This is a genomic window from Gymnodinialimonas mytili, assembly GCF_037544085.1.
Taxonomy (GTDB): Bacteria; Pseudomonadota; Alphaproteobacteria; order Rhodobacterales; family Rhodobacteraceae; genus Gymnodinialimonas; species Gymnodinialimonas mytili.
In genome coordinates this window covers 17611-42623 of sequence record NZ_JBBIFW010000002.1, presented here as the reverse complement: position 1 = coordinate 42623, position 25013 = coordinate 17611, and the positions used below count along the sequence as shown (strand labels likewise).

Below are 25013 nucleotides of genomic sequence, written 5' to 3'. Positions count from 1 at the left end.
TCAGAGGCCCATGTCGGCTAGGACTCCAACGGTCTCCGCATTGATCTCAAGAAGGTTGTCCGTGATGATGTCACGTCCCTCCGAGTCCGGGCTGACCACACCCAGGCCCTCGATCTCGGTGCCGTCACCGATCTCGGCTCCGTCGACCAGCATGTTCCCGAGCGTGACGAACACGCGACCCGCCTCGGCCGGATTCCACATGTAACCGCCGGTGATGGTGCCATCCATCACAAGGCTCTGACCCTGGCCGGGGGAAAACGGGCCCATCACATGCACTTCGCCCGTCAGGCGCCGCTCCTCGATCGCGCGTCCGGCACCGATGGGCCCCTGACTTCCAAAGGCAAGGAACCCCCGCAGATCCGAGTTGGCCGCGATCAAATCAAGCGCGGTTGCCCGGCTGTCATCAACGCTTTCCGCAACGCCATAGCGATCCCCCACAAGCGTTAGCCGGTCACTGCAGTTCTCCTCTAGCCAGGCGATCCCGGCATCGGCCCAGGCATTGTGCAGTGGCACTGTCAGTGAACCGACGAACACGGCATAGCTGCCCGGCTCGTCCACACTGTCACACAGCAATTTGGCGTGGGCTTCGCCGAAGCCTTCAGCCGATGCGAGTTCGAAATTCCAATCGACGTTTTCAAGACCCGGTCCCTCATGCGAGATCACGACAATTCCCGCCTCCCGAGCGCGTTGAAGCACGGGTTCCAGCGCAGCTTCATCATTGGGCACAACGCCGATCACATCGACGCCGCGTGCGATCAGATCTTCGATTGCCCGCACCTGCAGGGCCGGGTCGGGCGACACGGGCCCGATCATCTCGGCGCTCACGCCCAATTCTTCGGCACGTTCCAGGATACCTTGCTCCATGGCATTGAACCACGGAATACCGCCTATCTTCACGACGACACCGATCGAGGGGCCGTCAGCTACCGCTGCCGATGCGAGGCCAGCGGCCAGCGCCACTCCTGATACTGTTGCTTGAACTAGCTTCATCTCTCTCTCCCGTATTCGGGCCTTTGGCCCATCTCCCTATTGCAGCGCACAGCCACTCCCGCTGTAACGCGACATACGTCGTGCATATGCCCGCACAATCGATGGTGCTTAAGATTGCCGCGGCTATTTGATCTGTCAAGCACAATCGATGGTGCATTGTGCGTTCCAAGGTTTCGAAATAGGGTTTTGCTATGAATGACCTTAGCAAACCCACGATTTACGATATCGCTACAAAGGCGGCGGCATCGCCCTCCACCGTCAGCGCGGTGCTGAACGGATCATGGAAAAAGCGCCGGATCGGTGCCGAAACCGCTGATCGGATCAGGCAAGTCGCGCGGGAGTTGGGATATTCCGCGAATATTCAAGCGCGGGCGCTTAGGACGACCAAGTCGGGTATCGTTGGCATGATCCTGCCGCAACACGATAACAGTTTCTTTGCATCGCTGAGCCAAGCCTTCACCGAAGCTTCGCGCGAACGCGGTGCGATGCCAGCCATCATTTCCACGCGCCGCGACCGAGATCAGGAAGTGGATTCGCTTTGGAACCTGATCGGATATTCCGTTGATGCGCTGATGATCGTTGGTGCGAAAGCGCATGACGAACTGCATGAAATTTGCCGCGACGCGAATGTGCCGCATGTGTTTGTCGATCAGCCTTGCAATGCGGCGCCATCGGTTGTCTCCGACAATGCGGCTGGTGTGGAAGAGTTGACGCTGGCTATTCTCGACCGCGCGGGCGCCGAGATCGGGGAAGAAATCTACTTCCTGGGCGGTGACAGCCACCTTTACGCCTCACGCAAGCGGATCGAGGGGTTTCAAGCGGCGCTGCGTCAGGCGGGCTTGCCTGCGATTGAGGATCGGGTGCTGGCCTGCGGATACAGTCGCACGGCCTCCTTCTATTCGCTGCAGGATCTATATGGCCGTCTTGGACGCCTGCCAAAAGGCCTGATCATCAACTCCATGGGGTGTTTCGAGGGCACGCTGGAATTCCTAAGCGAACTTCCGGAACAGGAGATCGCGATGTGCCACTTTGGCGTTTGGGATTACGACCCGATCGCGGCGCTTTGCCGGATTTCGATGCCAATGATACGGCAGAAGGCAGAGGTGATGATACGGAAGGCCTTTGTCCATCTCGATGCGCGCGATACGGCGCCGTCGCTGACGAAAATCAAGCCTGAACTGATCCTGCCACGCACATTGTGACGCTTCTGGATCAAGGCTGAAACGACGCTTCTATGCTGACAGGCGCGCCAGGTGGTCGCGCAGATCGAAGTCGGCCTTCTGAAGGTCCTTGTGCGCCTGAAACCGCGCTGTGTGCACATCCCCATAGCCTGGTGACGGGACGAAGACCTGTCGAATGGCCGACATGGCCGACATGGCATCCCCGAGCGCAGCATACGCCTGACAGGCCGTTGCCCCCAGCATCGCTGCCCCCAGCAAAACGGGTTCCGGGCTTTGCGGAGCGGTCACGGGCGCATCCACCGCATCGGCAATCAACTGCTTGATCAGGTTGCTTTCGCCCGCCCCACCACTAATCACAATCGAGGACGGGCAAACGCCATGGATACGCTGCACCTCCATGATCTGCCGCAACCCATAGCCAACGCCCAGAACCGCGGCGACATAGCTTGCCACAAGATCGTCGTGGTTCACGTTCAGGTTCTGCCCCGACACAATCCCCGTCGACGTCGGATCGGCGAAGGGCGCACGGTTGCCCAGAAAGTCGGGAACGATGATCTTGGGGCCGGCCAGACGGACGGCGTCGCTGATATCATCTGTTTGGCGCTCCACCTCTCGCAAGAGATAGGCCTGAAGCGAAAGTCCCTCCGTTGCGGCTATCTTGGCGGCCTCGACGCCCGCAGGGTGGTGTTTTACAATATGGGCGATAGCCTCACCGGCTGCGGATTGCCCGCCTTCGCAGAGCCACATACCAGGTACCATGGCCGAATAATATGGACCCCAGATGCCCGGAACTTTGCGCGGGTCTGCTGATGTCGCCATTGTACAGGCCGATGTTCCGAAAACATAGGCCATCGTGGCCTCGGGCCCGCGATTCGGGTCGGCGCCAACGGTCCCTATCCCCCCGGCATGGGCATCGATCAGACCTGCACCCACCGGGATGCCCGCCGTCAGCCCCATGGCGCGCGCCGCCTCATCGGTGAGACCCTGCGCCAGCGCCGTACCGGGCGGCACGATGGTCTGCCCGATCCGTACGTAATCCTCAGCGGGCATTTCGGGCAGGCCGATTTGTTCAAAATAGCTGTCGTCCCACCGCGACTCATGGGCAAGGTAGGTCCACTTACAGGTCACTGTACAGGCCGAGCGGGTGAGCGACTTGGTGGCGGCCCAAGTCAGAAAATCGGGCAGGTCGAAGAATTGACCGGCTTTGGCGAACGTGTCGCGCCTGTTTTCCTTGATCCATAGCAGCTTCGGCGTCTGCATCTCAGGTGAGATGCGCCCGCCGACATAACTAAGAACGTCATGGCCTTGAGCATTGATCCGCGCGGCCTGATCGGTGGCGCGATGGTCCATCCAGACGATGACGTTCCGTTCAGTCGCTTTGCTTGCGCTGATGCTGAGCGGGTCCATATCGCGGTCGAGGACAACCATGGAACAGGCCGCATCGAACCCGATCCCTTGCACAGCATCGGGTGCAATCCCGGCCCGCTGGACGGCGCCGCGCACCGAGGCACATACAGCCGACCATATGTCTGCGGAGGATTGTTCGGCGATCCCACCGGCCTCGCGCCACATTCGGATGTCTTGCTTGTGGCTGCCCAACAGCTTGCCCGACGCGTCAAATACGCCCGCGCGAGCCGATCCCGTTCCTACATCAACACCGACAAACATGCCTCAAAGATCCACGGCGTTCGGCAAAAGCACAAGGTCTCGGATCGTGACATTCGGCGGCCGGGTCAGCATGAACACGACGCAATCGGCAACTTCCTTTGGCTGCATCAGACTGCCTTCTGCCAGCGCCTGCTCCATCTTCGCCTGCGGCCAATCGTCAAGAAGGGCCGTGACGACGGGACCGGGCAGGATGGCTCCCACCCGGACGCCATGTTTGGACACCTGGCGCCGGACCGTGTGGGTGAAGGCCTGCACCGCGTGTTTCGACGCGGTATAGATCGGCTCCCACACCACGGGAATGACACCGGCAATTGAGCTTGTGAGGATCACATCGCCTGAGCCCTGCTGCGCCAGGTGGGGCAGAACGGCATGGACGGACCGGAAGGCGGCGTTGATGTTAAGATTCAAGACGTGGTTCCATTCATCTGGATCACCCTCCAGCACATCGCCCCCGACATAGGCACCTGCATTGGCATGGAACGCGTCGAGCCGCCCTGCCCTCTCGAGGATGGTGGGCAGCATCCGAGCGACGCTGTCTTTGTCGAGGACGTCCGTTTGGACGGGTATCGCTGCTTCGCCCAGATCGGCGCAGGCGGCTTGCAATGCGTCGGCGTCCCGGTCGATCAGGACGACCCGAGCGCCTGTAGCGATGCAGGCGCGCGCGCAGGCCAGCCCAATGCCCGACGCGGACCCGGTGATGGCAATGACCTTTCCATTCAGATCCGGCATGTGCGTCCTCTTGTTGTTGTAGACGTGTCGCGTTGGTCGCTTTTGGTCGCTATGCGCTGTGTCATATGCTGGAATAGCCCCCCTCGATCATCACGATCGCCCCGTTGACGAGGTCCGAAGCGGGTGAGGCGAGGTAAAGCGCCATATCGGCGATCTCGACCGGTTCGCCAAAGCGGCCAAGCGGGGTTTTCGCGATCATCGGGTCGCGACGTTCAGGTGCGGACCAAAGCTGTTGGCCCATCTCGGTCAGAACGACAGTTGGGCAGATTGCATTGACTTGCACGTTATGCGGGGCCGCTTCAGTCATCAGCGATTTCGTCAGCGCATTCAGCCCGCCCTTCGAGGTCGCATAGGCCGCATGATCGGGCAATGCGATGACGCCAGTTTGGGAAGAAATGTTGATGATCTTGCCCGCACGGCGTTCGATCATGCCGGGCAGCAGCCGTTGGGACAGAATGAACGGCGCGGTAAGGTTCACGGCCAATGTCATCTGCCAATCGGCCAGGTCGTAGGTGGTTGCCGGGCCGGTCAAGGCGATGCCTGCGGAATTCACCAAGATATCGATCTGCCCCATGGCCGCCAGGGCTCGGGCGGCGACGGCATCGGTTTGAACCGGGTCCGCAAGATCGCCGCTGATGGCGGCAAAGCGGCGACCTTTGGCTTTGATACGGGCGCCCAAGGCGTCCAGGCGCTCGGCGTTCCGCCCGTGGCCCGCAATGTCCGCGCCCGCTTCGGCGAAAACCTCGGCAATGGCGGTGCCAATGCCCGAGGAGGCGCCGGTCACAAGCGCCGTCTTTCCGGTGAGACTGAAGCGAGTGTGCCAGGCCAAGGGGCTACTCCAAATTGGTATGGTTGGCGCGCATAGCATCCGGTGAGAGGTCACGTCTGTCGCGCAGATCAAGGACCAGGAGCTCAAAAAACAGAAACATCAGTGCTTCATAGAGCGAGCCCATCGGCAGGATTGACGTCGCGGCGGCACCTTGATCGGCGGCCATCGTCTGGGCGGGCAGATACACCACATGATCAGCGGCGCGGGGCACTGCGCCATCCGGCTCCGCTGTCACGCAGATCACCCGCCCCCCGGCATTCCGCGCGACATCGGCCAGCGCGGCGATTGTCGAGAAATGCCCAGGGCCCGCGCTGACGAGAAGAATATCGCCCGAGCCCACGGGCGGGGTGGTCATATCGCCCACCACATGGGCATCACAGCCCAGATGAAACAGCCGCATGGCAAGCGCCTTCATCATCAGCCCCTCACGCCCGACGCCGTCGCAACAGATGCGATTTGCGGTGCCAATCTCTTCGGACAGCGGAGGTATCTGCGCCAAGACCTCCGGTGCGAGGCCGGGGCGCAACTCATCCAGCAAAGTATCGGCGGCGATGGCGGTCATAGCTTGATCTGGATCTTTACATCCGTCGGCCGTGCCTCAACGGCACGGTCAAAGGCCGCGACGCTGTCGGAGAAGGCAAAGATATCGGAAATCAACGGTTTAAGGTCGACTTTCCCTGACCCGATCAAGGCGATGGCGCGATCATACATATTCGCGTAGCGGAACACCGTTTCCATTCGGATCTCCTTTGACTGCGCCAAAACGATATCGACGGGCACGGGATCGACCGGCATCCCGACCCAGACAACGCATCCTGCGGGCGCGACGGCCTCCAATGCCGTCTGGACCGCGGCAGCGGCGCCAGCGCATTCGAAGACCACATCGGCGCCCCAGCCTTCCGATGCGTCGGCAAGCAGCTCCGTCACATTGTCGCGCGGGATCAGGATTGGCTTCACATTCTCATAAGCGGCTGCGACTGCGAGCTTCTCTTCAACCAGATCGGCGATAAACACTTCGGCGCAGCCACCGGCCAAAGCCGCAATCGCACACATGATGCCAATCGGACCGGCGCCGATGACCAGCGCCACATCGCCAGGCTTGATCGCGGCCTTGGCGGCGGCTTGCATACCGATGGCGAAGGGCTCGACCATCGCACCCTCGGCAAAACTCACATTGTCAGGCAACCGATATGTGAAGGCGGCCGGATGTATGATCGACGGCGTCAAGCATCCATGCACCGGCGGCGTGGCCCAGAACCGTACTGATGGGTCCACGTTGTAGGCCCCCAGCTTCGACGCTTTGGATTGCATATTGGGAATGCCCGGTTCCATGCAGACACGGTCGCCAACAGCAAGATTTGACACCTCCGCGCCAATCTCTGTGACCGTGCCCGAGGCTTCGTGGCCAAGAACCATGGGCGCCTGGACCACGAAAGGTCCGATCCGACCGTGGGTGTAGTAGTGGACATCACTGCCGCAGATGCCAACGGTGTCCACGGCGATGCGCACATCCTCTGGACCGAGCGCTTCGGGAAGATCAATATCGCGCAAGGCAAGGCGGCGCGTTTCTTCCAGAACAAGAGCTTTGGCCATGATCTCCTCTCTCTTTCTACGCGCCAACTGCCACGCGTCTCAGCTCGGCAGGCCGTCGATAAGGGCCGCCGCCGTCATTTCATCGGTCACCAGCGTATCCACGAAACCGCGCCGCAAAGCGGCTCGGATCACGGGGACCTTGTGTAGGCCTCCAGCGGCCAGAATGACATTTTCGATTTGCGCCAGGTCGTCCAACGACACACCAACCACGCGCCGATTGATCTCGTGATCAATGAGCTGCCCCTCGGCATCCAGGATATGCCCGGTGATGTCGCCCACACCGCCCTTTGCGATCAGATCCGCCGCCGTGATCCCGCGCGGCAACGCATCGCGCACCAGCAGCGAACTGTTCAGATCCCCGGTCGCCAAAGCGATTGCGCCGCAAGATCGGATTTTCTCCAGCATCTCGCCGATCACGTCCTGCGCCATAAACGTGGCCTGGCTTTCGGCGCTGCTTGCATAAAGCGGCGCAAGGAAAAAGCTGTGCTCGGCATTGCACAGATCGGCGAGCCGGGTGGTGATCTCGTAGCCATTCACGTCCGAGCCGCGCGAGACGCCGCCCATCGTCGACACGATCTCAAGGTCCGGGCGGTCGAGCGGCTGCATGTGGCGCGTGGCGAGGTTGAGTGTGTTGCCCCAGGACATGCCAAAACGGGTCAGGCCCCCATCTTGCAATAGATCGCCCAGATAGGCCCCCAATCCGGCGGCCACCAGCGGCGTGACCGACAGCCCATCTTCAGGTGAGGGAACCACAATGGCGCGCTCTAGGCGAAATCGGCGCTCCAGATCCCATTCCAATTCCGCCGCGGCGGCAAAAACGGAGTCCACGCTGACCCGTAAGATCCCGCGGCGGCGCGCCTCGGACAGACCCTTGTTCACCCGAAGCCGCGTGATCCCAAACCGCTTGGCGGCGTCGGCTTGGGTCATCCCTTCGATCTCGCAAGCCCAGGCGAGGCGCACCAAAAGCTGCTCCTCCGGGTCGATCTTATCCAGTTTGATGTAACGCGACATGGGCGATCCTCTGCTTTTCCGAGCGATTAACGGCCAATGCCGGAAAAGGACGGTGCGCGCGACCTCATTTCACCGCGCCCATGGTCAAACCACGCACCAATTGCTTCGACGCGATCAGGGCGAAGATCAGGACCGGGATCACAATCAATGTCGAGGTCGCCATGATCTTCCCGTAAGGCAGGTTGTAGCCTTCCATGAACGACACGGCCATCGCGGGCGCGGTCTTGGCATCATTGCGCGTCAGTACCAGGCCGAACATCAACTCGTTCCACGAGAAGATGAAGGAGAAGATCGACGACACCGCCACGCCGGGCATGGCCAGCGGCAGGCAGATCTTGCGCATGATGGTGAATTGCGAGGCGCCCTCCATCCGCGCCGCTTCGTCCAGATCGTAGGGAATGCCGCGAAACTGATCCGTCACGATCCAGATCACGATCGGCAGATTGAAGGTCAGATAGATCAGGATCAGCGTGATGTGCCGGTCGAGAAGGTCAAGGTTCCGCGCGATCAGAAAGAAGGGCAGGGCAAGAACAATTGGGCTGACCATTCGGTTGGTGATGAACCAGAACCACAGGTCCTTCTTGCCGCGAAACTCGAACCGGGCGAGCGCGAAAGCGGCGGGCACCCCAAGCACAAGGGCGAGGGCTGTGGTGCTTACTGCGATGATCAAAGAGTTGATCAGCGTGCCAAGCACCCCGTCTTCAAACAGCGCTTCACGGTAATTGGCCAGCGTCGGTTCGAATAGCCAGACCGGTGGCGCCTCCAACGCAACCACCTGGGTTTTCAGTGACGTCGTGACCATCCAATAGAATGGGAAGACGCAGACAAGTATGATCAGCATCAACAGGATGAATTGGCCAAGGCTTGCGCGTTGCGTGGTCATGACCTCACACCTCCTTGTAGAAGACGCGGATATAAATCTGCGCCAGGATGATAGTGATGATCAGCAAGATGATCGCCTGAGCCGAGGCAAGGCCCTGGTCAAAGGCGCGGAATCCCACCCGTTGGATCATCAGTGAGATGAATTCGGTCGAAGCGCCCGGCCCCCCGCGGGTCAGTGTAAATACCATGTCGAACAGCTTCAGCGTATCTGCGGTGCGCAAGATCAGGACCGCAACAAGCCCCGGCAGCAAAAAGGGCAGTTGCACGTAGCGCAGCACCGTCCACCAGCTTTTGGTTTCCAGCCGTGCCGCCTCTTCGATTTCGGTGGGCACCATGGTCAGACCCGCCAGAAGGACAAGCGCCACGAACGGCGTCCATTGCCAGACATCCCAGAACACGATCATGATGAAGGCGTTTGTCGGGTCGCCGATCCAGTTGATATCCGCATTGCCGAGAAGCTGGTTCACCACCCCGAAACGCTGGTTGAACATCACCTGGCCGAGCAGGCCCACCACCGCGTAGGTCGTGGCCATCGGCAGAACAAGGCTGAGCCGGCAGAGCGTTTTCAGCAGTGACAGGCCCGGACGATGCAGCACCAGCGCGATCCCCATCCCCAGCGCCAGCTGCAAAGGCAGGGAGGTGATCAGCAAAAGGAATGTGCGCCCCATCGCCTGCCAAAAGGTGCTGTCAGTCAGCACGGTCCAGTAGTTTTCCAGCCCCACATAGCGTTGCTGGTTCAGGCGCGTGAGGTTGAAGAACTGGACCGAGGTCCAGGCCGCGTAGAGGAGCGGCGCGATGCCCACCAAGGCCAAGGCAATCACCGCCGGACCGATAAAGGCAAAAATCGTGGATTTGGGTGCCCTGCCGCGCATTTGACTTCCCTCGCGTGGTGCGCCGGGGCAGTCTGAACTGCCCCGGCCGTTCTATGTTATTGGGCGAGTGGCTTGTCGCCGCTGTAATATCCGGCGGCCTCAAGGATCGACTCCATGCGGTCGCCAATTTCCTGCGCGCCTTCCTCGACGCTGACTTCACCCAGCATCATCCGCGTGCCCCATTCCTGGACCACTTCCGAGATTTCGGGCCATTCGGCAAAGCGCGGGCGGAATTCCGGCACACCCTCCTGCCAGCTTTCGACCAGAGCCGGGATGAAGGTATAGGTCTCAGCCAGGGCTGGATCTTCATAGGCCGACATACGGGCTGGGACGCCGCCACGCTCCAGATACTCGACGGCATTGGCTGCCGAGGTCGCCCATTGGATGAACAGCCATGCGGCCGCGCGCTCATCGTCATCGGCCTGTTCGGCCACCGCGAGCGAGAACCCCCCCAGTGCCGGGCGACGGCCCTCGGGCCCCATCGGCTCTGGCGCGATCCCCACGCAATCGGCGACCCGAGACGTGTCTGAATCGACAACCGACGAATAGAAGGCCGACCATTCGGTGATTATGGCGACTTCGCCCTGCGCAAACGCGTTGACGGTTTCGGCATGATCGTAGGCGACAATGCCGTCGGGCATGTATTGCATCAGATCCTGACGGAATTGCAGTCCAGCCTGGCTTTCTTCGCTGAGTAGATTCGAGCGGAATTCATCGTCTAGGAACGACCCGCCGAAGGGCCAGAGCATCCGCGCGAAACTGTCGGCGGATTGCGTTTCATTCCGCTTGGATTGCAGCGCAAACGCATATTGGCCGTCACCCGTCAGCGCGGGGCCATACTCGTCCATCAATTGCTGCCAGGTCTCGGGCGGGCCGTCGAAGCCAGCCTCCTCCAACATGCAGCTGTTGTAGAACATCAGTCCCGAATAATTGTCGAAGGGCAGCCCATAGATCGTGTCGTTCCAGCCACCGAACGCGTTCAGCACCAGCGGGAAGAAATCGTCCATGTTCAAATCAGGATCGATGATATCGGGATAGTCGGCCATGATCTGTTCGACCGGCACGATCCAGTCATTTTCGGCAAAGTTGCCGATCCAGACCAGGTCAATCAACGCGATATCAAGGTCCCCACCCGCCACAAAGTCGCGGACCTGTTCCCCCAGTGCGTTTTCATAGGGGTGGCGGATAATGTTGATGTCGATGCCGGTGGCCTCCTCGAAGGCAGGCAACATCGCTTCGATCGCATCATAACCCGGCCGCAAAAGGAACACGACATCTACGGTCGTTCCGGCATAGGGCGCTGCTGCTTCTTCGAGGCTCCATCCATGGCCATCGGCCAAAGCGGGGCCAGCGACGAGGCTTGCCAAAGCAGCAGTGCACAGCAGATTTCTCTTGATTTTCATGGTGTAAGGGTCCTCCCAGACGATGAAACTCTGCACATTTCATATGCATCAGTACTGATACAAAAGTAACAATCAGCCTTGAAAGTCAATACAATTGTTAATAGTAAGTTACAAATGATCTGACAGTGGATCGCGAAAGGAGGATACTGCCTTGGCAGGCATCACGATAAATGCGCTCAACAAGTTCTACGGCGGTGTGCAGGCGCTTTTCGATATCAGCCTGGACATTCAAGACGGCGAATTTGTCGTCTTCGTCGGCCCGTCTGGCTGCGGAAAGTCCACATTGCTACGCACGCTGGCTGGGCTTGAGGCCGCCGATAGCGGGCGGATCGAGATCGACGGAAAGGACGTGACCAATGCTGAACCGGTCGACCGCGATCTGTCGATGGTGTTCCAATCCTACGCGCTTTATCCGCATATGAGCGTGCGCGACAACATGGATTTCGGTATGAAGGTCAATCGCTTCGATCCCGCCGAACGCAAGCGCCGGATCGCCGAGGCCGCGCGCATCCTTCAGCTTGAGGACTATATGGATCGGCGACCCTCGCAATTGTCGGGCGGGCAGCGACAGCGCGTCGCCATCGGTCGTGCCATCGTCAAAAACCCAAAGGTTTTTCTGTTCGATGAACCGCTGTCGAACCTCGACGCCAAGCTTCGGGTGCAGATGCGCGTCGAACTCGAAGGCCTGCACAAGCAGCTTAAAGCCACCATGATCTATGTCACTCACGATCAGGTGGAAGCGATGACGATGGCCGACAAGATCGTCGTGTTGAATGCAGGTCGTGTTGAGCAAGTCGGCTCCCCCATGGACTTGTATCACAAGCCCAACTCGCGCTTCGTTGCAGAATTCATCGGCTCTCCGGCGATGAACGTCTTTCCGGCGAATGACAGCTTGAAAAGCCTACCCCTTTCCTCCGGGGCGCGTTTCATCGGCTGCCGCCCAGAACATTTGCAGTTGATGCCTCCGGGCCAGGGACAGGCGCAGGCAACCGTGCGCGTGAAGGAACGTTTGGGCGGCGAGAGCCTGCTTTATCTCAGCATGTTGGACGGGCCTGACATCGTCGCCAGGGTAGACGGCGACGATGAAACGGAGATCGGCGCTGAGATCGGCGTAACGATACCCCAACACCGTTTACATCAATTCAACAGCGCGGGTCGCGCGATCTGAACGGGGCGTCATGAGCAAACCGCTTCCCACGTGGCGACCGTCCAGCGCCGCGACGTCGCTTGATCTGAGCGATATTCGCACCGTCATCTTCGACTTCGATGGCGTTGTCGCCGATAGTGAAGTTCTGTCGCTATCGACCCTGCACGCCGCGTTGGAAGAGGTTGGCATAGAGTTGAGCCAAGATGATGTTCGCGCCGCGTTTTTGGGGCGGTCTTTGGCCACCATTTCCGCCTATGTCGCCGAACACACGCTGTCGCAAGCGGCAGATGGTTTCGCCGAAACCTGGCAATCGAAGCTATTCACACAACTCAAACGCTCTTTGCGTGCATTGCCGTCTTGTCTAGCTCTTCTGGAGCATCTGGACAGGACAGGCCTCGATTATTGCATCGCCTCCAGCAGCACGTTTGAGCGGATCGCTCTTTCGCTTCATGCGATGAACCTCTCGAATCGATTCGACCACATCTTCAGCGCTGAACTGGTCGCGCGCGGTAAACCCGCGCCAGATCTGTTTTTGCATGCGGCCGCGTCCGTTGGCGCCGACCCTACAACCTGCCTGGTCGTTGAGGACTCGCCCTATGGCGTCAAGGCCGCGGCTGCGGCAGGCATGCGATGTGCCGGTTTCGTAGGTGGAACACATCTGCGCGGTATCGAGGATCGGCATTCTGAGCTGTTGATCCAGAACGGCGCGGACATTGTGATCGAAACACAATTGGCATTGATTGACATGGGGCTCTCCGGGCATGGATCGGAACCCCGGCGCACCACGTAAGATCATGCGCACAGACCGAAGCTGATGCGCCCAATCGGAACTCTTAGCGCTTAGCAGGGGTGAAAGGGCGCATAACCCCGAATTCGGCAGCGCAAAGTCTGCGCAAATAGGCTAGGTTGAAGCGACATGACCAACGCTCTGCCCCTCCCCTGCACCGGTGAACCGCCCAGCCTCGCGCATCCATCGGACGACTGCCGGGATAAGCGTGGAACTCTGATCGCGACCATTGTGGGATCGAGCCTCGCTTTTGTTGTGGGATCGATCATCAACGTCGCCCTTCCGGCCATGCAGGACGAATTCGGCGTTGGCCCGACCGGCGCGCAATGGATCGTGAATGCCTATCTTCTGCCTTTGGGGGCGCTCGTCCTGATCGGCGGCGCAATCGGCGATCATTATGGGCGCAAGCTGGTCTTTCAGACCGGGATGATCATCTTTTCCTTGGCCTGCGTTCTATGTGCCGTCGCCTGGAGCTTTCCCGTGCTGATGATCGGGCGCGCCCTGGAAGGGGTCGGTGCGGCCATGATCGCCCCTACGTCACTGGCCATCATCGCGGACGGGTTCTCGGGTCGTGAGCGTGGCCAGGCCATCGGCACATGGGCCGCCGCCGGGGCCGCCGCCGGAGCTTTGGCGCCCTTGCTCGGTGGTGTGATTGTCGACTTTGCCGGCTGGCGGTGGGCCTTCGTGGCAATTGTCCCCGTCGCCATCTATGGTCTGTGGGTGGCACAAGGGGCGATCCGGGAAAGTCGCGCCGATGAGGAGGCACGCGCACCCCTCGATTGGCTGGGCGCGGGCTTGATCGCCATGGGGTTGCTCGCGCTGATCTGGTCATTGATTGCGCTTCCAGAACGCGGGGCAACGCGCAATGTCTTGGCCGCCGGAGCCCTTGGCATCGCCCTTGTCGCGGCGTTCCTGGCTGTCGAGCATAGAAAAGGCGACAATGCCATGACACCGCTCAGGCTTTTTGGCAGCGCAACGTTTTCGGGGCTCTCGTTGCTGACGCTCTTCCTCTACATGGCGCTTGGCGGTCTTCTGGTGCTTCTACCCTACGTTCTGATCCGCGAGCTGGGCTACGGGGCGACCGCTGCGGGCGCTGCGATCTTACCCTTTCCGCTCATTCTGGGGCTTCTGTCGCGCATAATGGGCGGGACGTTGGCCGACCGCATTGGCACCCGCATGATCCTGACGATTGGCTCGCTGCTGGTCGGGGGCGGGTTTCTGCTGTTTGCCCGTGTACCGAATACGGATGTAAGCTACTGGCAGGATATTCTGCCCGCCCTTGTTGTTCTCGCGCTTGGAATGGCGGCCAGCGTCGCCCCGCTGACATCGGCTGTCCTCGCCAGCGCCGGAGACCGCTATTCAGGTGTGGCCTCAGGGGTGAACAATGCAATCAGCCGGATAGCTGGATTGATCGCAACAGCACTGTTGGGCCTTGTCCTGATCGGGTCGTCTGAGGATCTGACGGCAGGTCTGGCCAGCGCGGCATGGGCCGGGGCGGCGCTTGCCATGGCGAGTGCCCTCAGCGCGTGGATCATGGTGAACCCGAAGAGTGTCGAGACTGATTGAGAGGATAAAATGACCTGCACGCATACCCACATGATCCAATTGGACCGGCCCACAGAGACCGCCAAATCCGGTGCGGTCTGCGCAGATTGCACGAAGATCGGCGCCGACTGGCTCCACCTCAGACTGTGCCTGACCTGCGGCCATATCGGGTGCTGCGACGACAGCCCAAACCGACACGCACGCAAGCACTTCGAAGCCGAGAACCATCCAATCATAGCGTCCCACGAACCAAAGGAACGCTGGCGCTACTGCTTTGTCGACGACGTGTTGGTCTGAGTTTGGCGCCTAACCAAGCGCCGCCTCAGCCATCAGAGGCGACACCCTATACGATCTTTGTCAGGCAAACCCACCTGCACCTAAGGTTTCAAGATACGATAACTGGTTGCCATTGCGATCACCCGCCCATCGCGTGTCAAATTCCTTAGTGCAATGATGTTTAGCTGCGCCGAAGGTTCGACTCGCAACGTCTTGTATGATGTGATGAAAATCCTCGGCTGGTCGTTCTAGACACCCGATGCCGGCTATCGCGTCGCCAGACTGCTTATCCAAGCTCGCCTGCAAGAGCACAGCCGGGCCACAGTGATCGTTTGATGCAGATCATATCGGCGACGCCTGGCCACGCATATTTCAGTCCGTGCAAACGACAAGACGCCAAGCTGAAAGAAAGCCCCAATGCAGACCGAACACCCCAACATTGAACTGATCAACCGTATCGATACAACCGACATTCCCGCACAGGCGGATTTGTTTCAACCGGACGTCGTGTGGCATTTCTTCAACGCCCAGGCGGCCGATATTGCAGGATCTTACTGTGGGATCGACGGTCTTTCCGAGTTCTTCCGCAAGGTTCACGCCCATGGCGATGGAAGCTTCGCCATTAGCCCGCGTGGAGCATGGGCAGTTGGTGATGAGTTGGTGGTGGTTCAAACGCGTAACAGGCTTGGCCGGGGTGAGGCGGCTATCGAGTTTGATGTGATTGTCGTCTGGCGGATCATCGACGGCAAAATCGCCGAGGTTTGGGATATACCGGCTGTAAACACTGCACAGGGCATCGCGGCCAATGACCCGACTGTGGGCCCCGCCACAGCAGAGATCGCCTGAGCCGGGTTCCACTTATAGCGCGCGATCAACAAGCGCCGGTGGCGGCTCGATATGCCGCCCCATTCCGCGCGCCTGCCTGCCTATTTGTGTGCCGACCAACGATCTTGTCTTGTCGGACATAGTGAGGATGGGCTCAGACCCATGCGCAAAATGGCACAAAGTCAGCCATCACAGCCGAGATTCTGCGCTCAATGCGTCTGAACCCGCTTGCTGGTCACCAAGTCATCCGCAAGGGCGCACTTTGCGTCGCGCGCGCAGGGTATCGACAACGATCACTCTCGCCGGGAACCTGTCAGACAAAGGTAAGTCATCAGTCAAAACCGGAGCGGATCCGATATGCCTCAATCCGTCCAACTCAACGCATAGTTCCCTACCGAGCTGCCATCACCTCGATCTCGACGAGCCAGCCCGGAACGACGAGACCTGCAATCTCCATGGCGCTCCGAGCCGGAAGATTGCCCCGCTCGGCGCTGAAAAACTGCGTATAGCCTCGCATAAATCCCTCAAAGTCCATCTCACCGTCCATCTCTGGGTCGCCGACAAGGAACACCTGCATCTTTACGACATCGTCCATCGTAAATCCGCCATTCACGAGTGCGGCTTCCACGCGTTCAAGGACGCCTACAGTCTGCGTCTCGGTGTCGCCATAGGCGGCGCGACTGCCTCGTTCGGCACTCTCGTCGATAACTGGCGGGACCTGACCAGACACGTAGAGGATGGTCGCACCGGCGGGGACCTCGACCGATTGCGCGATCGGGAAATCGCTTCCGGGAATCGGATTTCGGACGATGCCGCTGTCCTGTGCGACAGCCGGGACGGCAGCGGTAAGCGCGAGAAGGGCAAGCAACGTGGGGTATTTCATGGCGAGATGTCCTCGGTTGGAAAGTCACAGATCGGCAAGGCGGGTGTGCTCGGCGATGGCATTGACGCAATCATGGGCCGAAAGCACCGACCCCTCTTGCCAGCCGGTGAGATAGCTCATGTGCTCGCCAGCAAAGTGGAACGGCCCGTCGCCTGCCACCACGGCGGGATAAGCGGCCGCGCGCGCATCGTCGTCCCAACTGGCCCATCCACCCTTGGCGAATGGCACCTTGTGCCAGGCGATAGAGCTGCCGCCGGTTACGGCGTCACGGTAGGCGGGATGTATCTTCGAGCCTTGCTCCAGGACCAACTCTAGACGATCGGCAAGGGGCATATCGCCGAAGCGTTCGCCGATCGAGTTCGACCAGATATAGGCGCCGACGACGACGCCCTTCTGCTGACCAAAGCCCGCCGTCGGATACCAGATCTGAGTGATGTCATTGGCGGACCAACTGATGCCGCCATAGATCTTGTCGTCCTCCTCCCAAAAACGCCGCTCTGCCTGGAAAGCAGCCTTACAGGCCGCGACATAGCCACAAGCTTCGATAGACGAGCGGATCGGGGCTGAAAAATCATTGTCTATGTCGCGCAGCACAGAGAAGGGTATCGTGACGACGATATGGTCCGAGGTCAGTGTGCGCGCAGACCCGTCAGGGGTGCGATAGGTCACGCGCGCACCGTCACCCTCACGGCGGATCTCGGACACCTCGGCATTGTAGGTGATCATCGGTCCCACCCGCTCGGCGAACGCCTGGGCAATCATATCCATACCGCCCACCGGCTCCATCATCGTGGCCGCCTGGGTGAACCCTTCACCAAAGTGCATTTTGTAACCCCAGAAATCCGACGCCAACAGCTCACCCAGATCGAGAACCGGCAGCGTTGCGCCGGGTGGCCGGAGCCCGGATCCTGGAGCATCGACATATCCACCCCGACTTGTGCCGGTATAGGTTCCGTCGTCCAACGCCCCGAAGGAGGAGACGAAATCAAGGAAACGCTCCTTGTCCAACCCAGACAATTCTTGATCAAGCACGCCCGTGCCCACCGCTTTCGACAGCATCTCAGCGATGATCCCACGACTATCGTTGACGACCTGACGATTCAGGACCCGCCCACCATCAAAGGCCGCGTCGTCCTGGAAAAAAGCGCCACGGTTCTCATTCACAATCGGCTGCAGCGCGACGCCGAATTCGCGGCAATAGCCCAAGATCCCCTGATGGTGATACGGCAGCCGCGCCGGACCCGCATTGAAGTAAAGGGACGGATCGCGGTCGAAGTCGACAAGCTGACGGCTGTCGTCTTCGACTATGGTGTCGCCGCCGCGGTAGGTGCGGTTCCGGCCCCCAGCAAGGTCGGTTGCCTCAAGGACGGTAACCTCATACCCCGCCTTGGCGAGTTCATAGGCGGCCACCATACCGGCGATCCCTGCCCCCAAAACCGTCACGGCGCGGCCCTGACCGCTGCCGATTGGTAGGTCCGGCGTCCCGGCATAAGCCGCGGGTGTCGCCATGAAACCCATGGCTTGCATCGTAGCATAAGCGGCGGCAGTTCCAGTCCCGGTTCCAACCATCTGGATCAGACGGCGGCGGGTCATTGCATTTTGCATTCCACGTCCTCCGGTTGTCATGGAGAAGCGTGAAGACCACCTGCGCGGGATTGCAATTCTTTCGATTGAACGGAGAGAGGCAGCTGAACGCGTTGCTTAGCGAGCGCGCGCCGCGCCATGATCTGCTCAAAAAAGGATCAGCCGAAAAAGCTACCTCACGTCCAAGGCGACCGAGCGCAACACAGACGCCGCTGTCCCTAAGGGATCATTCAGAGCATTTGATCGCCGTAAAGCGATATCGCCGCGATGATGCGGTCAAACGGATCGCGATGGCTCCAATCCATTTCTCCGGCCAGAACCGCAATCTCGGCCGTCAGAGGACCGCTCAACACGCCCTGCCCCGTCGTCAGACCGGGCAGTTGCGTCAAGAACGGGCCCATTTCGGGTCGCTTGCCTAGGCGCGCGTTTTGACTGATCTCAAAAAAGCTGATCGGGCTGAGACGCACCGCATCTGTCGCTTCCGCCATCCTGATCGCGGCTCGCGTCAACTTCGGATCGTTGGTCAGCATCCAGGCCCAGACATAGGTGTCGAGCAGCACTTCCAAGGCTCAATCGCCTTCCCAAAGCGCCAATTCCTCCTTCGACATCGCCGTGAACAGATCGTCAGGACGGTCAGTTGGCCCTCGAGCGCGCCAAGTAACTTACGCTCCTGCGGCACCGGCACCAGGCGAACAACCTGCTGAGCACCCTTAGCGATCACAACCTCTTCCCCGCGCAAAGCCGCGCCGATGAGTTTGGAAAGCTGCGTTTTGGCGGTATGGACGGAAAACTGCATTGGGCAAAAATGCCTAGCTAACTTAACTAAGTCAGTGACAATAGTTTATGCAAAAATCGATTCAGGACCCTGCCTTTATCGGCAAATATGGGTACCATTGTACCAAACCCAGGCATCATTTTGAAACTATGGCAAACAAGTTGGCAGAGATGCGGATAAGCGCCTTCTGTAGCCGGTTGGAGAGCTATGATGCTCTGCACAATCTCCAGCACCACCCTTGGTATTTGGCCCTTAAACGCAAAGGCGGTGCTCGCCTTTAGGGAGGAAACGCATCCTAGAGGGACGGCCGCAACCGAATAGAGCCGCCGAACGGTGTTGGTCCCGAACCTGAGGCCCGCATCGGCGGCTTTGGTGAGAACCAGTGCCCAAGACCAACACCGGACGCAATGCCTCGCACAATCGTCAACGCCACTCAGCCAGCGAGAATAGACCCGCGCTGCGCCATATGCTCGTCGAGCTGATCATAGTGATCTGGCCCATGAACCTGGCACACAGAGTGCCGTTCGGTCAGCGCGGCCGCCCAGTATTGTAACTTTGGCAAACCGACCAGTAGGTCGATGCTACGGGTCTTGAGAAGGAAAGCGGTGCGGACAAATACCGGCGCATAGGCTGCATCTACGATCGCAAAGTCATCGCCGTTAAAATAGGGCTTTGCGGTCAAAGCCGCTTCGATCTTCCCCATTGCGGTGCGCAATGTCGTACGATGCTGGTCCATCTCGGCCTGCGATCCGGCCATCATCATCATGTATTGTGGCATGAGCAGCTTGGTGGCGTATTCTGTCCAGGCGCGGCTAAGGGCGCGATCCGCCGCCAGAGCGGGATGAAGGCTGCCATCGCTGCACTCGTCGATGAACTCCGAAATAACGGAAGACTCGAAGATGAAGTGCGTGCCAGTGTCCAGAGCCGGGACGGTGCCGGTCGGTGAGCGCTCCAGGAACCAAGACGGTTTGTTTGCCAGGTCAATGAAGCGAACTTTAATATCCACACCCTTTTCGATCGCGACGATACGCGCGCGTGCAACGAAGGGGCAAATGGGAAAGCTGATCAGCACACTGTCTTTCAGAAGCGTGGGGGCCTGATCCGTCGGGTCGATCGCGTCGAGCATTTCGATATCCTCACTTGAAGATCATAAGAAAGCGCTGGGTCAACTGGATGCTGAAGGTACCGTCTGAGATCTGGTGTCTCGGGGCCGCCGCCTTGTCGCGTAGAGCGCCCCTGAGGCCGAGAGCGCAGCCAAGCCCGGCAAGGCGAAGCCAATCGAGGCATCGACGCGATAAAGCAACTCAGCAAAGACGGGCGCACCGCTTGCGCCGGCGAATAGAAAAAACGTGTAAGTTGCCAGGGCCCGCGCGCGCACCGCGTCGCCCGACCAAAAGGTGACAGCAGCGATGAGCCCGGGGACCGCCAACGCGACGCCCGCCGATAACATGACGCTGCAAAAGGTAAGGTCGATCCCCAACGCGGCCGCGCCCATGCCAATGGCGGCGACGCATAGACCGCTAGAGGCAGTAACCGCTGGACCGAACCGTTTGGTGATGGCCGGTGCCAAAAAGCAGAGCAGCAGTGGCGGAAATCCCGCCAAGCGCAATCGCTGCGGGTCGATGGTGGGATCTGCGGTCGCAAGGAACTGGCATAGTGCGTGGAAGCTTACCAAGCACAACAGCACGGTACTTGGTGCGATGACAAAGGCCGCGAGCGGCGGCAAGTTCCTGCCAGTTGCGCTGTTCGTTGCCCCAACGGCCGCGGTCTGCACGGCCCCCTCACGCGGGCAGCTGACATAAATTGCGATGGTGAGAAGCGCATAAAACAATGCCATCCATCCCATGACGGCGGCAATCGGCAAGCCTAGTGCTGCGACAATCAATTGCGATAGCGGCGCAGAACTGAGGAAGGCGAAACCCAACATGGAAATCGCAAGGGGTTGATCGGCGCGCGCGACCTTTTGGGAGACGAGTGCCAGGGCGGTTGCCGGGAAGCTGGCCGCAGCAAGCCCCTGCAGGACACGCATTGCAAGCAGACTCCAATAGGTGGTCGCGACCATGATCAAGCCGGTGGCCAAGGCCAATCCCGCCAAACCGAGTATTAGCAGGCGCAGCCGGTCGACCCTGTCCGCGACGGGGCCGAAGATGATGAAGCCCACCGCATAGGCCAAGCCAAAAGCGGCCGGAATCAGGCTGGCCTGACGATCCGAGATGCCCAGATCTTTCACGATACCCGGCATCAGTGGCAGCGCCGCGTAGATCTGCGCCACCACCAGAAAGCCAGTGATCATGACAACGAAAACAAAACTCCAGGGCGATCGGATCACGGTATGCTCCCCAGCGAAACAAATGGCGGATTTGATCATTTGGTACCGCCCACCCAAAGATCCCAGGTGGGCGGACGCCGTCCGGCGCAACCTCTACTGGAGCGCCTGCGGGCGTGTATCTGGAAGTCGGTGCGTGACGCGGCAAGTGATCTGGACGTTGCAAAAACTGGCGCAGACATTCGCGCGCCGCCAATCACCATCGGCCTTTGTGTAGCGCAGCACGTCATCCAGATGGGCATGGATCGGCTGTTGACCACCGACGCAGGGCATCAGGTCGGAGAAGGTGATGAAGGTCTTTTTCATCCAAAGCGTATTGCTTTTGGCGCGGTCGATCTTGTCCAGCTTGTACAGCAGCAATTGCCCCAGTTGCAGAGCACAGGCAAAACTCGCCGAAAGCGACCAGGCTCCGCCCGCCTCGTCCGGGCTGGAATGTGCCATGGCTGAGGCCTGCATCTCATCAGTATTGAGCAACACCTTGCCCAGCTCGACCGGCTGGCGACTGAAGGTCAGACCGCGCGCATATCCGTCGATTTCCGACCGCATCCGCAGTGTGACCTCCATATTGGCGATTTTGAGGATCATGACCTCGCTCGCACCATCATCAAGCCGCACTTGTCCGGTGATCGGAACGGCATCCATGTCATCTTCAACGGGGCTTTTTCCAGCCACGATGGCGATACTGCTCAGCAGATCGGTCGACAGTTCATGCCCGCGCCGGGTGCCGATACGGAATTGCCGCAAGCATTCCAGCGCAAATTCGATCACATCAATGGTGCTGAGATGTGGCTTTTGCTTGGCCTCACCTTTGGTCGACCACATTTCGGGCAGCTTAACGATACCGATGCAGGAGATCTGAAGCGCGCTCAGCCCGCCAGACATTTCGAAATCGCGAATAATCTGTGAGGATTTCAGATAGCCGTCACCGAAGTAACGCCCTTGTCTCAATCCGAGGAAGTCATCAATGCTATCGTAATAACCGAGTTCCATGTCTTTAACCTCTTGGTGTCAGTTACATGAGAAGGGTGTCGTAGTCCGCCTGTGCCTCTGCGATGGCCATCTTGATGGTCATCACTGGTTTCTTTTTGAACACATCCGCGATGGCGTCGGCCCGTTCCTCCACCGAGCCGCTGATCACCACATGCGGCATTTCCATCTCTTCCAACGTGGACAGCAGCAATTCGTCCGATGAACGGCGGAAGTTCTCATTGACCGGACGATGGCCGTCCTTGGCCAATGGCAGCTCATTCTTGAGATGTACGAATTGATCGAAGGACGACTTTACATGGCGCTTGAAGGCTTTCCCAAGCTCCCACATCACATCTTCAAAGAAGGCCAACTCACCGGTCTTCTCGACGCTCTCATCCGGTTCAAGATCGATTGAGGCATTGGGATTGACTCCGTATTTGACCCGCACGCTGCCATAGATCCATTCCTGCAATGAACAGCCATCCGAGATGAATTCCGGATTAAGCCGCGTTTCGTGAACCACACGCTCGCAATGGCGCACCACGATCATTTGGATCAACTGGGCAGCTGTGCACTCCTCCAACGTCTTTCCAGGTGCCGCATGGGGCAAGATCTCTCGCATCGTCGAGGCTTCGGTTCGCGGGACGCCAAGATATTTCGCTACGACAAGCGATGTGAATGTCTTTCCAGACGAATAGGTTCCGGTCAGCCCAATCTTCATGCTTTGTGTTCCCTTCTGAGATTTTGGAGAGACGCAAACGGATCGATGTGGGGATTGGGCCCAACGCTAGCTATCCACCGTCAACGCCTCGGCGAGCTCAACTGCGCGGTCCATAGCCTTGGCTTTGGTCGCGGCATAATCGACATTGACCACCGTGGGCGCGACATGGATGTGCTCGACGTCCGAGACGCCGATGAACTTGAACCAATCGTCAAGATAGGGTGTGGCGAAATCGGATCCGAAATTCGGTTTGATACCTTCATAATAAACGCCGCTGGCATGGACGACGAAGGCACGCCTGCCGGTTAGCAAGCCGCTATACCCCGCCTCCATATCGAACCCGAAGGCCCAGCCTGGTTGCGTCACAAGGTCGATGAATTGCTTGAGCACATAGGGAATGCTGTTGTTCCACAGAGGCGTGTTGACCACATAGGTATCAGCGGCGGCAAAGCGCTTAAAAACCTCTTCAACAACCTGCCAGGTCTGCTTCTGGTCCTTTGTCGCCTCCGCGCCAGTAAAAAGCGCCATCTTCGCCCCCACGGCATTGGCGTCGAATGCAGGCAAGCTACCGTCGAACAGATCCAGCGTGTCCACGGAGGTGCCGTGCGCATCCTGCAGCTTGGCGATCAGCGCTTGCGCGACGTCGAGGGACTGACTGTCTGCGCCACGTGTTGAGGCATTGATATGCATGATTTTCATGGTGCTTTCCTTTCCACATATCGAAAGATACGCTGAGCGTCAGGGGCACGATGTTGCGCTGCAGCATGTTTTTGTCGCATGTGCAGCATCATTGTTTGGTTTCGGCCCGCGATCTATCCGCAAATCCTGCAAATTGAGGTTGCGTAAATTGCCAATGTCCGACTTCGTATGGGATGATTTAAAGTATTTCGTCACTGTCGCCTCAGAGGGGTCGGTTGCCAGCGCAGCGCGGATGGTCAATGTCGAACATTCCACTGTCGTGCGTCGTATCACGCGCCTGGAAAGCGCGCTAAATGTCAGGCTTTTCAACCGTTTGGTGCGAGGCTGGGTCCTGACGGAGGAAGGCCGCCTATTGCAGAGCCAAGCAGCTGCAATCGAAGGTCAAATGCTGGCGATCCAGCGGTCGGCACTCTCACTGGGAAAGATCTCGGGCCGGGTCACTTTGACCGCTCCGCCGGAGTTTCTCAGCGAAGTTGTCATCCGCGCTTTGCGTGGATTTCAAGATGAATATCCAGAAATCGAGCTGTGCCTCTTCGGCGAAATGCGAGAGGCGAATCTATCTCGCGGCGAGGCGGACGTCGCATTGCGCATGGTGAATGTCGAGGGCGCAGAACTTGTCACGCAGCGCATCTGCGACGTGGATTATCACTTTTACGGAACAAAGAGCCTGCTGAAAACCAGACCTAAGATGCGGCGGGTTATCCTTTATTCGGAAAGCCATCAGCCGCAACTTACCGAAGCTTTGCTTCGTCAGGCCGTCGGGCGCTCGACAGCCTTCCAAACCAACAATCTGCGCACCGCGCTGAGGGCCGCGTCGAATGGTGTGGGGATTGCTTTGCTGCCGTCGTTTCTGGCGGCGACGGCGCCTGATCTTCAAGTGATCGAGGAACCTGTCGCCCCGATCATTCGTCCCGTCTATTTGGTTATGCAACGCGACGTGCGCAATTCAGATCGGGTGCGCGCCCTGACCGAGTATCTCAAGCAGAATCTCGCAAAAGCCTTAGCACCTTCGGTCTGATACCATTTCCTGAGGCGCACTATCAGCGCTGAAAATACGACATCAGGGTCACTCGGCACTGTATTCCGTCGCACAAATTACATGTATCCGCTTTGCCCGAAGATACGCCGAAGGAGATCAACAGATAGCGGGCGCTTCGGTGCCATTTGGCCTTTGGCAATCTGCGGTTTCCCGAGGTAGAGCCAGCCGCCTAAATCGCCGTTCAAACACCATCGCGCCCTGCGCAACTTCATTTTATGCCCCTTGGGTTGGTATCTGCGATATCCACTACCCTGCTAGGGTCTGGTTGATCTGATGGCG

Annotated in this window: 25 protein-coding genes; 7 read left to right on the top strand and 18 right to left on the bottom strand. The window is 59.2% G+C overall.

Features of this window, described 5'->3' with window-relative positions:
- Positions 1–990, bottom strand: coding sequence for a substrate-binding domain-containing protein (locus tag V8J82_RS09615; protein WP_339974678.1), 990 nt, complete (start codon positions 988–990; stop codon positions 1–3).
- Between the two features lie 191 nt (positions 991–1181).
- On the opposite strand from V8J82_RS09615, the gene V8J82_RS09610 reads away from it, so the two are divergent.
- Positions 1182–2192: a LacI family DNA-binding transcriptional regulator gene (locus V8J82_RS09610; protein WP_339974676.1), complete on the top strand. Its 1011-nt coding sequence runs from the start codon at positions 1182–1184 to the stop codon at positions 2190–2192.
- 30 nt (positions 2193–2222) lie between these two features.
- Here the strand turns inward: V8J82_RS09610 and V8J82_RS09605 are convergent, their stop codons facing one another.
- The 9 genes from V8J82_RS09605 to V8J82_RS09565 form a co-directional block, all read right to left on the bottom strand.
- Positions 2223–3839 carry an FGGY-family carbohydrate kinase gene (locus V8J82_RS09605; RefSeq protein ID WP_339974675.1) on the bottom strand — a complete coding sequence of 539 codons (1617 nt, stop codon included), beginning with the start codon at positions 3837–3839 and terminating at the stop codon, positions 2223–2225.
- Positions 3840–3842: 3 nt separating this feature from the next.
- Entirely contained in the window at positions 3843–4568 is a 726-nt protein-coding gene (locus V8J82_RS09600; protein WP_339974673.1) for an SDR family oxidoreductase, read from the bottom strand.
- Positions 4569–4629: 61 nt separating this feature from the next.
- Complete coding sequence (locus tag V8J82_RS09595; protein ID WP_339974671.1) at positions 4630–5397, bottom strand: SDR family NAD(P)-dependent oxidoreductase; 768 nt, start codon at positions 5395–5397, stop codon at positions 4630–4632.
- A 4-nt stretch (positions 5398–5401) separates the two neighbouring features.
- Positions 5402–5959 (bottom strand): SIS domain-containing protein, encoded by a 558-nt coding sequence (locus tag V8J82_RS09590; protein ID WP_339974669.1) that lies wholly within the window; start codon positions 5957–5959, stop codon positions 5402–5404.
- The gene (locus V8J82_RS09585) at positions 5956–6990 is read right to left on the bottom strand and encodes an NAD(P)-dependent alcohol dehydrogenase (RefSeq protein WP_339974667.1); all 1035 of its coding nucleotides are present in this window, start codon (positions 6988–6990) and stop codon (positions 5956–5958) included. Before V8J82_RS09585 ends, V8J82_RS09590 begins: the two co-directional genes overlap by 4 nt.
- A gap of 39 nt (positions 6991–7029) precedes the next feature.
- Positions 7030–8001 carry a sugar-binding transcriptional regulator gene (locus tag V8J82_RS09580; protein WP_339974665.1) on the bottom strand — a complete coding sequence of 324 codons (972 nt, stop codon included), beginning with the start codon at positions 7999–8001 and terminating at the stop codon, positions 7030–7032.
- 64 nt (positions 8002–8065) lie between these two features.
- Entirely contained in the window at positions 8066–8884 is an 819-nt protein-coding gene (locus V8J82_RS09575) for a carbohydrate ABC transporter permease (RefSeq protein ID WP_339974663.1), read from the bottom strand.
- Between the two features lie 4 nt (positions 8885–8888).
- A complete protein-coding gene (locus V8J82_RS09570; RefSeq protein WP_339974662.1) occupies positions 8889–9755 on the bottom strand; it encodes a carbohydrate ABC transporter permease in 867 nt (288 codons plus the stop codon).
- 56 nt (positions 9756–9811) lie between these two features.
- On the bottom strand, positions 9812–11158 hold the full coding sequence (locus V8J82_RS09565) for an ABC transporter substrate-binding protein (protein WP_339974660.1): 1347 nt from the start codon (positions 11156–11158) through the stop codon (positions 9812–9814).
- Positions 11159–11309: 151 nt separating this feature from the next.
- Here V8J82_RS09565 and V8J82_RS09560 point away from each other — a divergent pair, with 151 nt between their 5' ends.
- From V8J82_RS09560 to V8J82_RS09540, 5 genes are all read left to right on the top strand, one after another.
- A complete protein-coding gene (locus V8J82_RS09560) occupies positions 11310–12326 on the top strand; it encodes an ABC transporter ATP-binding protein (RefSeq protein ID WP_339974659.1) in 1017 nt (338 codons plus the stop codon).
- Positions 12327–12336: 10 nt separating this feature from the next.
- The gene (locus V8J82_RS09555; RefSeq protein WP_339974658.1) at positions 12337–13095 is read left to right on the top strand and encodes an HAD family hydrolase; all 759 of its coding nucleotides are present in this window, start codon (positions 12337–12339) and stop codon (positions 13093–13095) included.
- Between the two features lie 126 nt (positions 13096–13221).
- The gene (locus V8J82_RS09550; RefSeq protein ID WP_339974657.1) at positions 13222–14658 is read left to right on the top strand and encodes an MFS transporter; all 1437 of its coding nucleotides are present in this window, start codon (positions 13222–13224) and stop codon (positions 14656–14658) included.
- A gap of 30 nt (positions 14659–14688) precedes the next feature.
- Entirely contained in the window at positions 14689–14934 is a 246-nt protein-coding gene (locus V8J82_RS09545; RefSeq protein ID WP_339974655.1) for a UBP-type zinc finger domain-containing protein, read from the top strand.
- A gap of 396 nt (positions 14935–15330) precedes the next feature.
- A complete protein-coding gene (locus tag V8J82_RS09540) occupies positions 15331–15759 on the top strand; it encodes a nuclear transport factor 2 family protein (protein WP_339974653.1) in 429 nt (142 codons plus the stop codon).
- A 370-nt stretch (positions 15760–16129) separates the two neighbouring features.
- On the opposite strand, the gene V8J82_RS09535 is transcribed toward V8J82_RS09540, so the two are convergent.
- The 8 genes from V8J82_RS09535 to V8J82_RS09500 all read right to left on the bottom strand — a co-directional run bounded on the left by V8J82_RS09535 (position 16130) and on the right by V8J82_RS09500 (position 23695).
- A complete protein-coding gene (locus tag V8J82_RS09535; protein WP_339974650.1) occupies positions 16130–16621 on the bottom strand; it encodes a RidA family protein in 492 nt (163 codons plus the stop codon).
- A gap of 24 nt (positions 16622–16645) precedes the next feature.
- On the bottom strand, positions 16646–18214 hold the full coding sequence (locus V8J82_RS09530; protein WP_339974648.1) for a flavin monoamine oxidase family protein: 1569 nt from the start codon (positions 18212–18214) through the stop codon (positions 16646–16648).
- Positions 18215–18435: 221 nt separating this feature from the next.
- Positions 18436–18765 carry a type II toxin-antitoxin system VapC family toxin gene (locus V8J82_RS09525; RefSeq protein ID WP_339976017.1) on the bottom strand — a complete coding sequence of 110 codons (330 nt, stop codon included), beginning with the start codon at positions 18763–18765 and terminating at the stop codon, positions 18436–18438.
- A 648-nt stretch (positions 18766–19413) separates the two neighbouring features.
- A complete protein-coding gene (locus tag V8J82_RS09520; protein WP_339974646.1) occupies positions 19414–20106 on the bottom strand; it encodes a glutathione S-transferase family protein in 693 nt (230 codons plus the stop codon).
- 39 nt (positions 20107–20145) lie between these two features.
- Positions 20146–21309 (bottom strand): MFS transporter, encoded by a 1164-nt coding sequence (locus tag V8J82_RS09515; protein WP_339974644.1) that lies wholly within the window; start codon positions 21307–21309, stop codon positions 20146–20148.
- A 93-nt stretch (positions 21310–21402) separates the two neighbouring features.
- The gene (locus V8J82_RS09510; protein ID WP_339974642.1) at positions 21403–22296 is read right to left on the bottom strand and encodes an AvrD family protein; all 894 of its coding nucleotides are present in this window, start codon (positions 22294–22296) and stop codon (positions 21403–21405) included.
- Between the two features lie 22 nt (positions 22297–22318).
- Complete coding sequence (locus tag V8J82_RS09505; RefSeq protein WP_339974640.1) at positions 22319–22996, bottom strand: AAA family ATPase; 678 nt, start codon at positions 22994–22996, stop codon at positions 22319–22321.
- A 66-nt stretch (positions 22997–23062) separates the two neighbouring features.
- Positions 23063–23695 carry an FMN-dependent NADH-azoreductase gene (locus V8J82_RS09500; protein WP_339974638.1) on the bottom strand — a complete coding sequence of 211 codons (633 nt, stop codon included), beginning with the start codon at positions 23693–23695 and terminating at the stop codon, positions 23063–23065.
- On the opposite strand from V8J82_RS09500, the gene V8J82_RS09495 reads away from it, so the two are divergent.
- On the top strand, positions 23685–24713 hold the full coding sequence (locus V8J82_RS09495) for a LysR family transcriptional regulator (RefSeq protein WP_339974636.1): 1029 nt from the start codon (positions 23685–23687) through the stop codon (positions 24711–24713). The two genes, V8J82_RS09500 and V8J82_RS09495, sit on opposite strands and share 11 nt — an antisense overlap.
- The last annotated feature ends 300 nt before the right edge of the window (positions 24714–25013 follow it).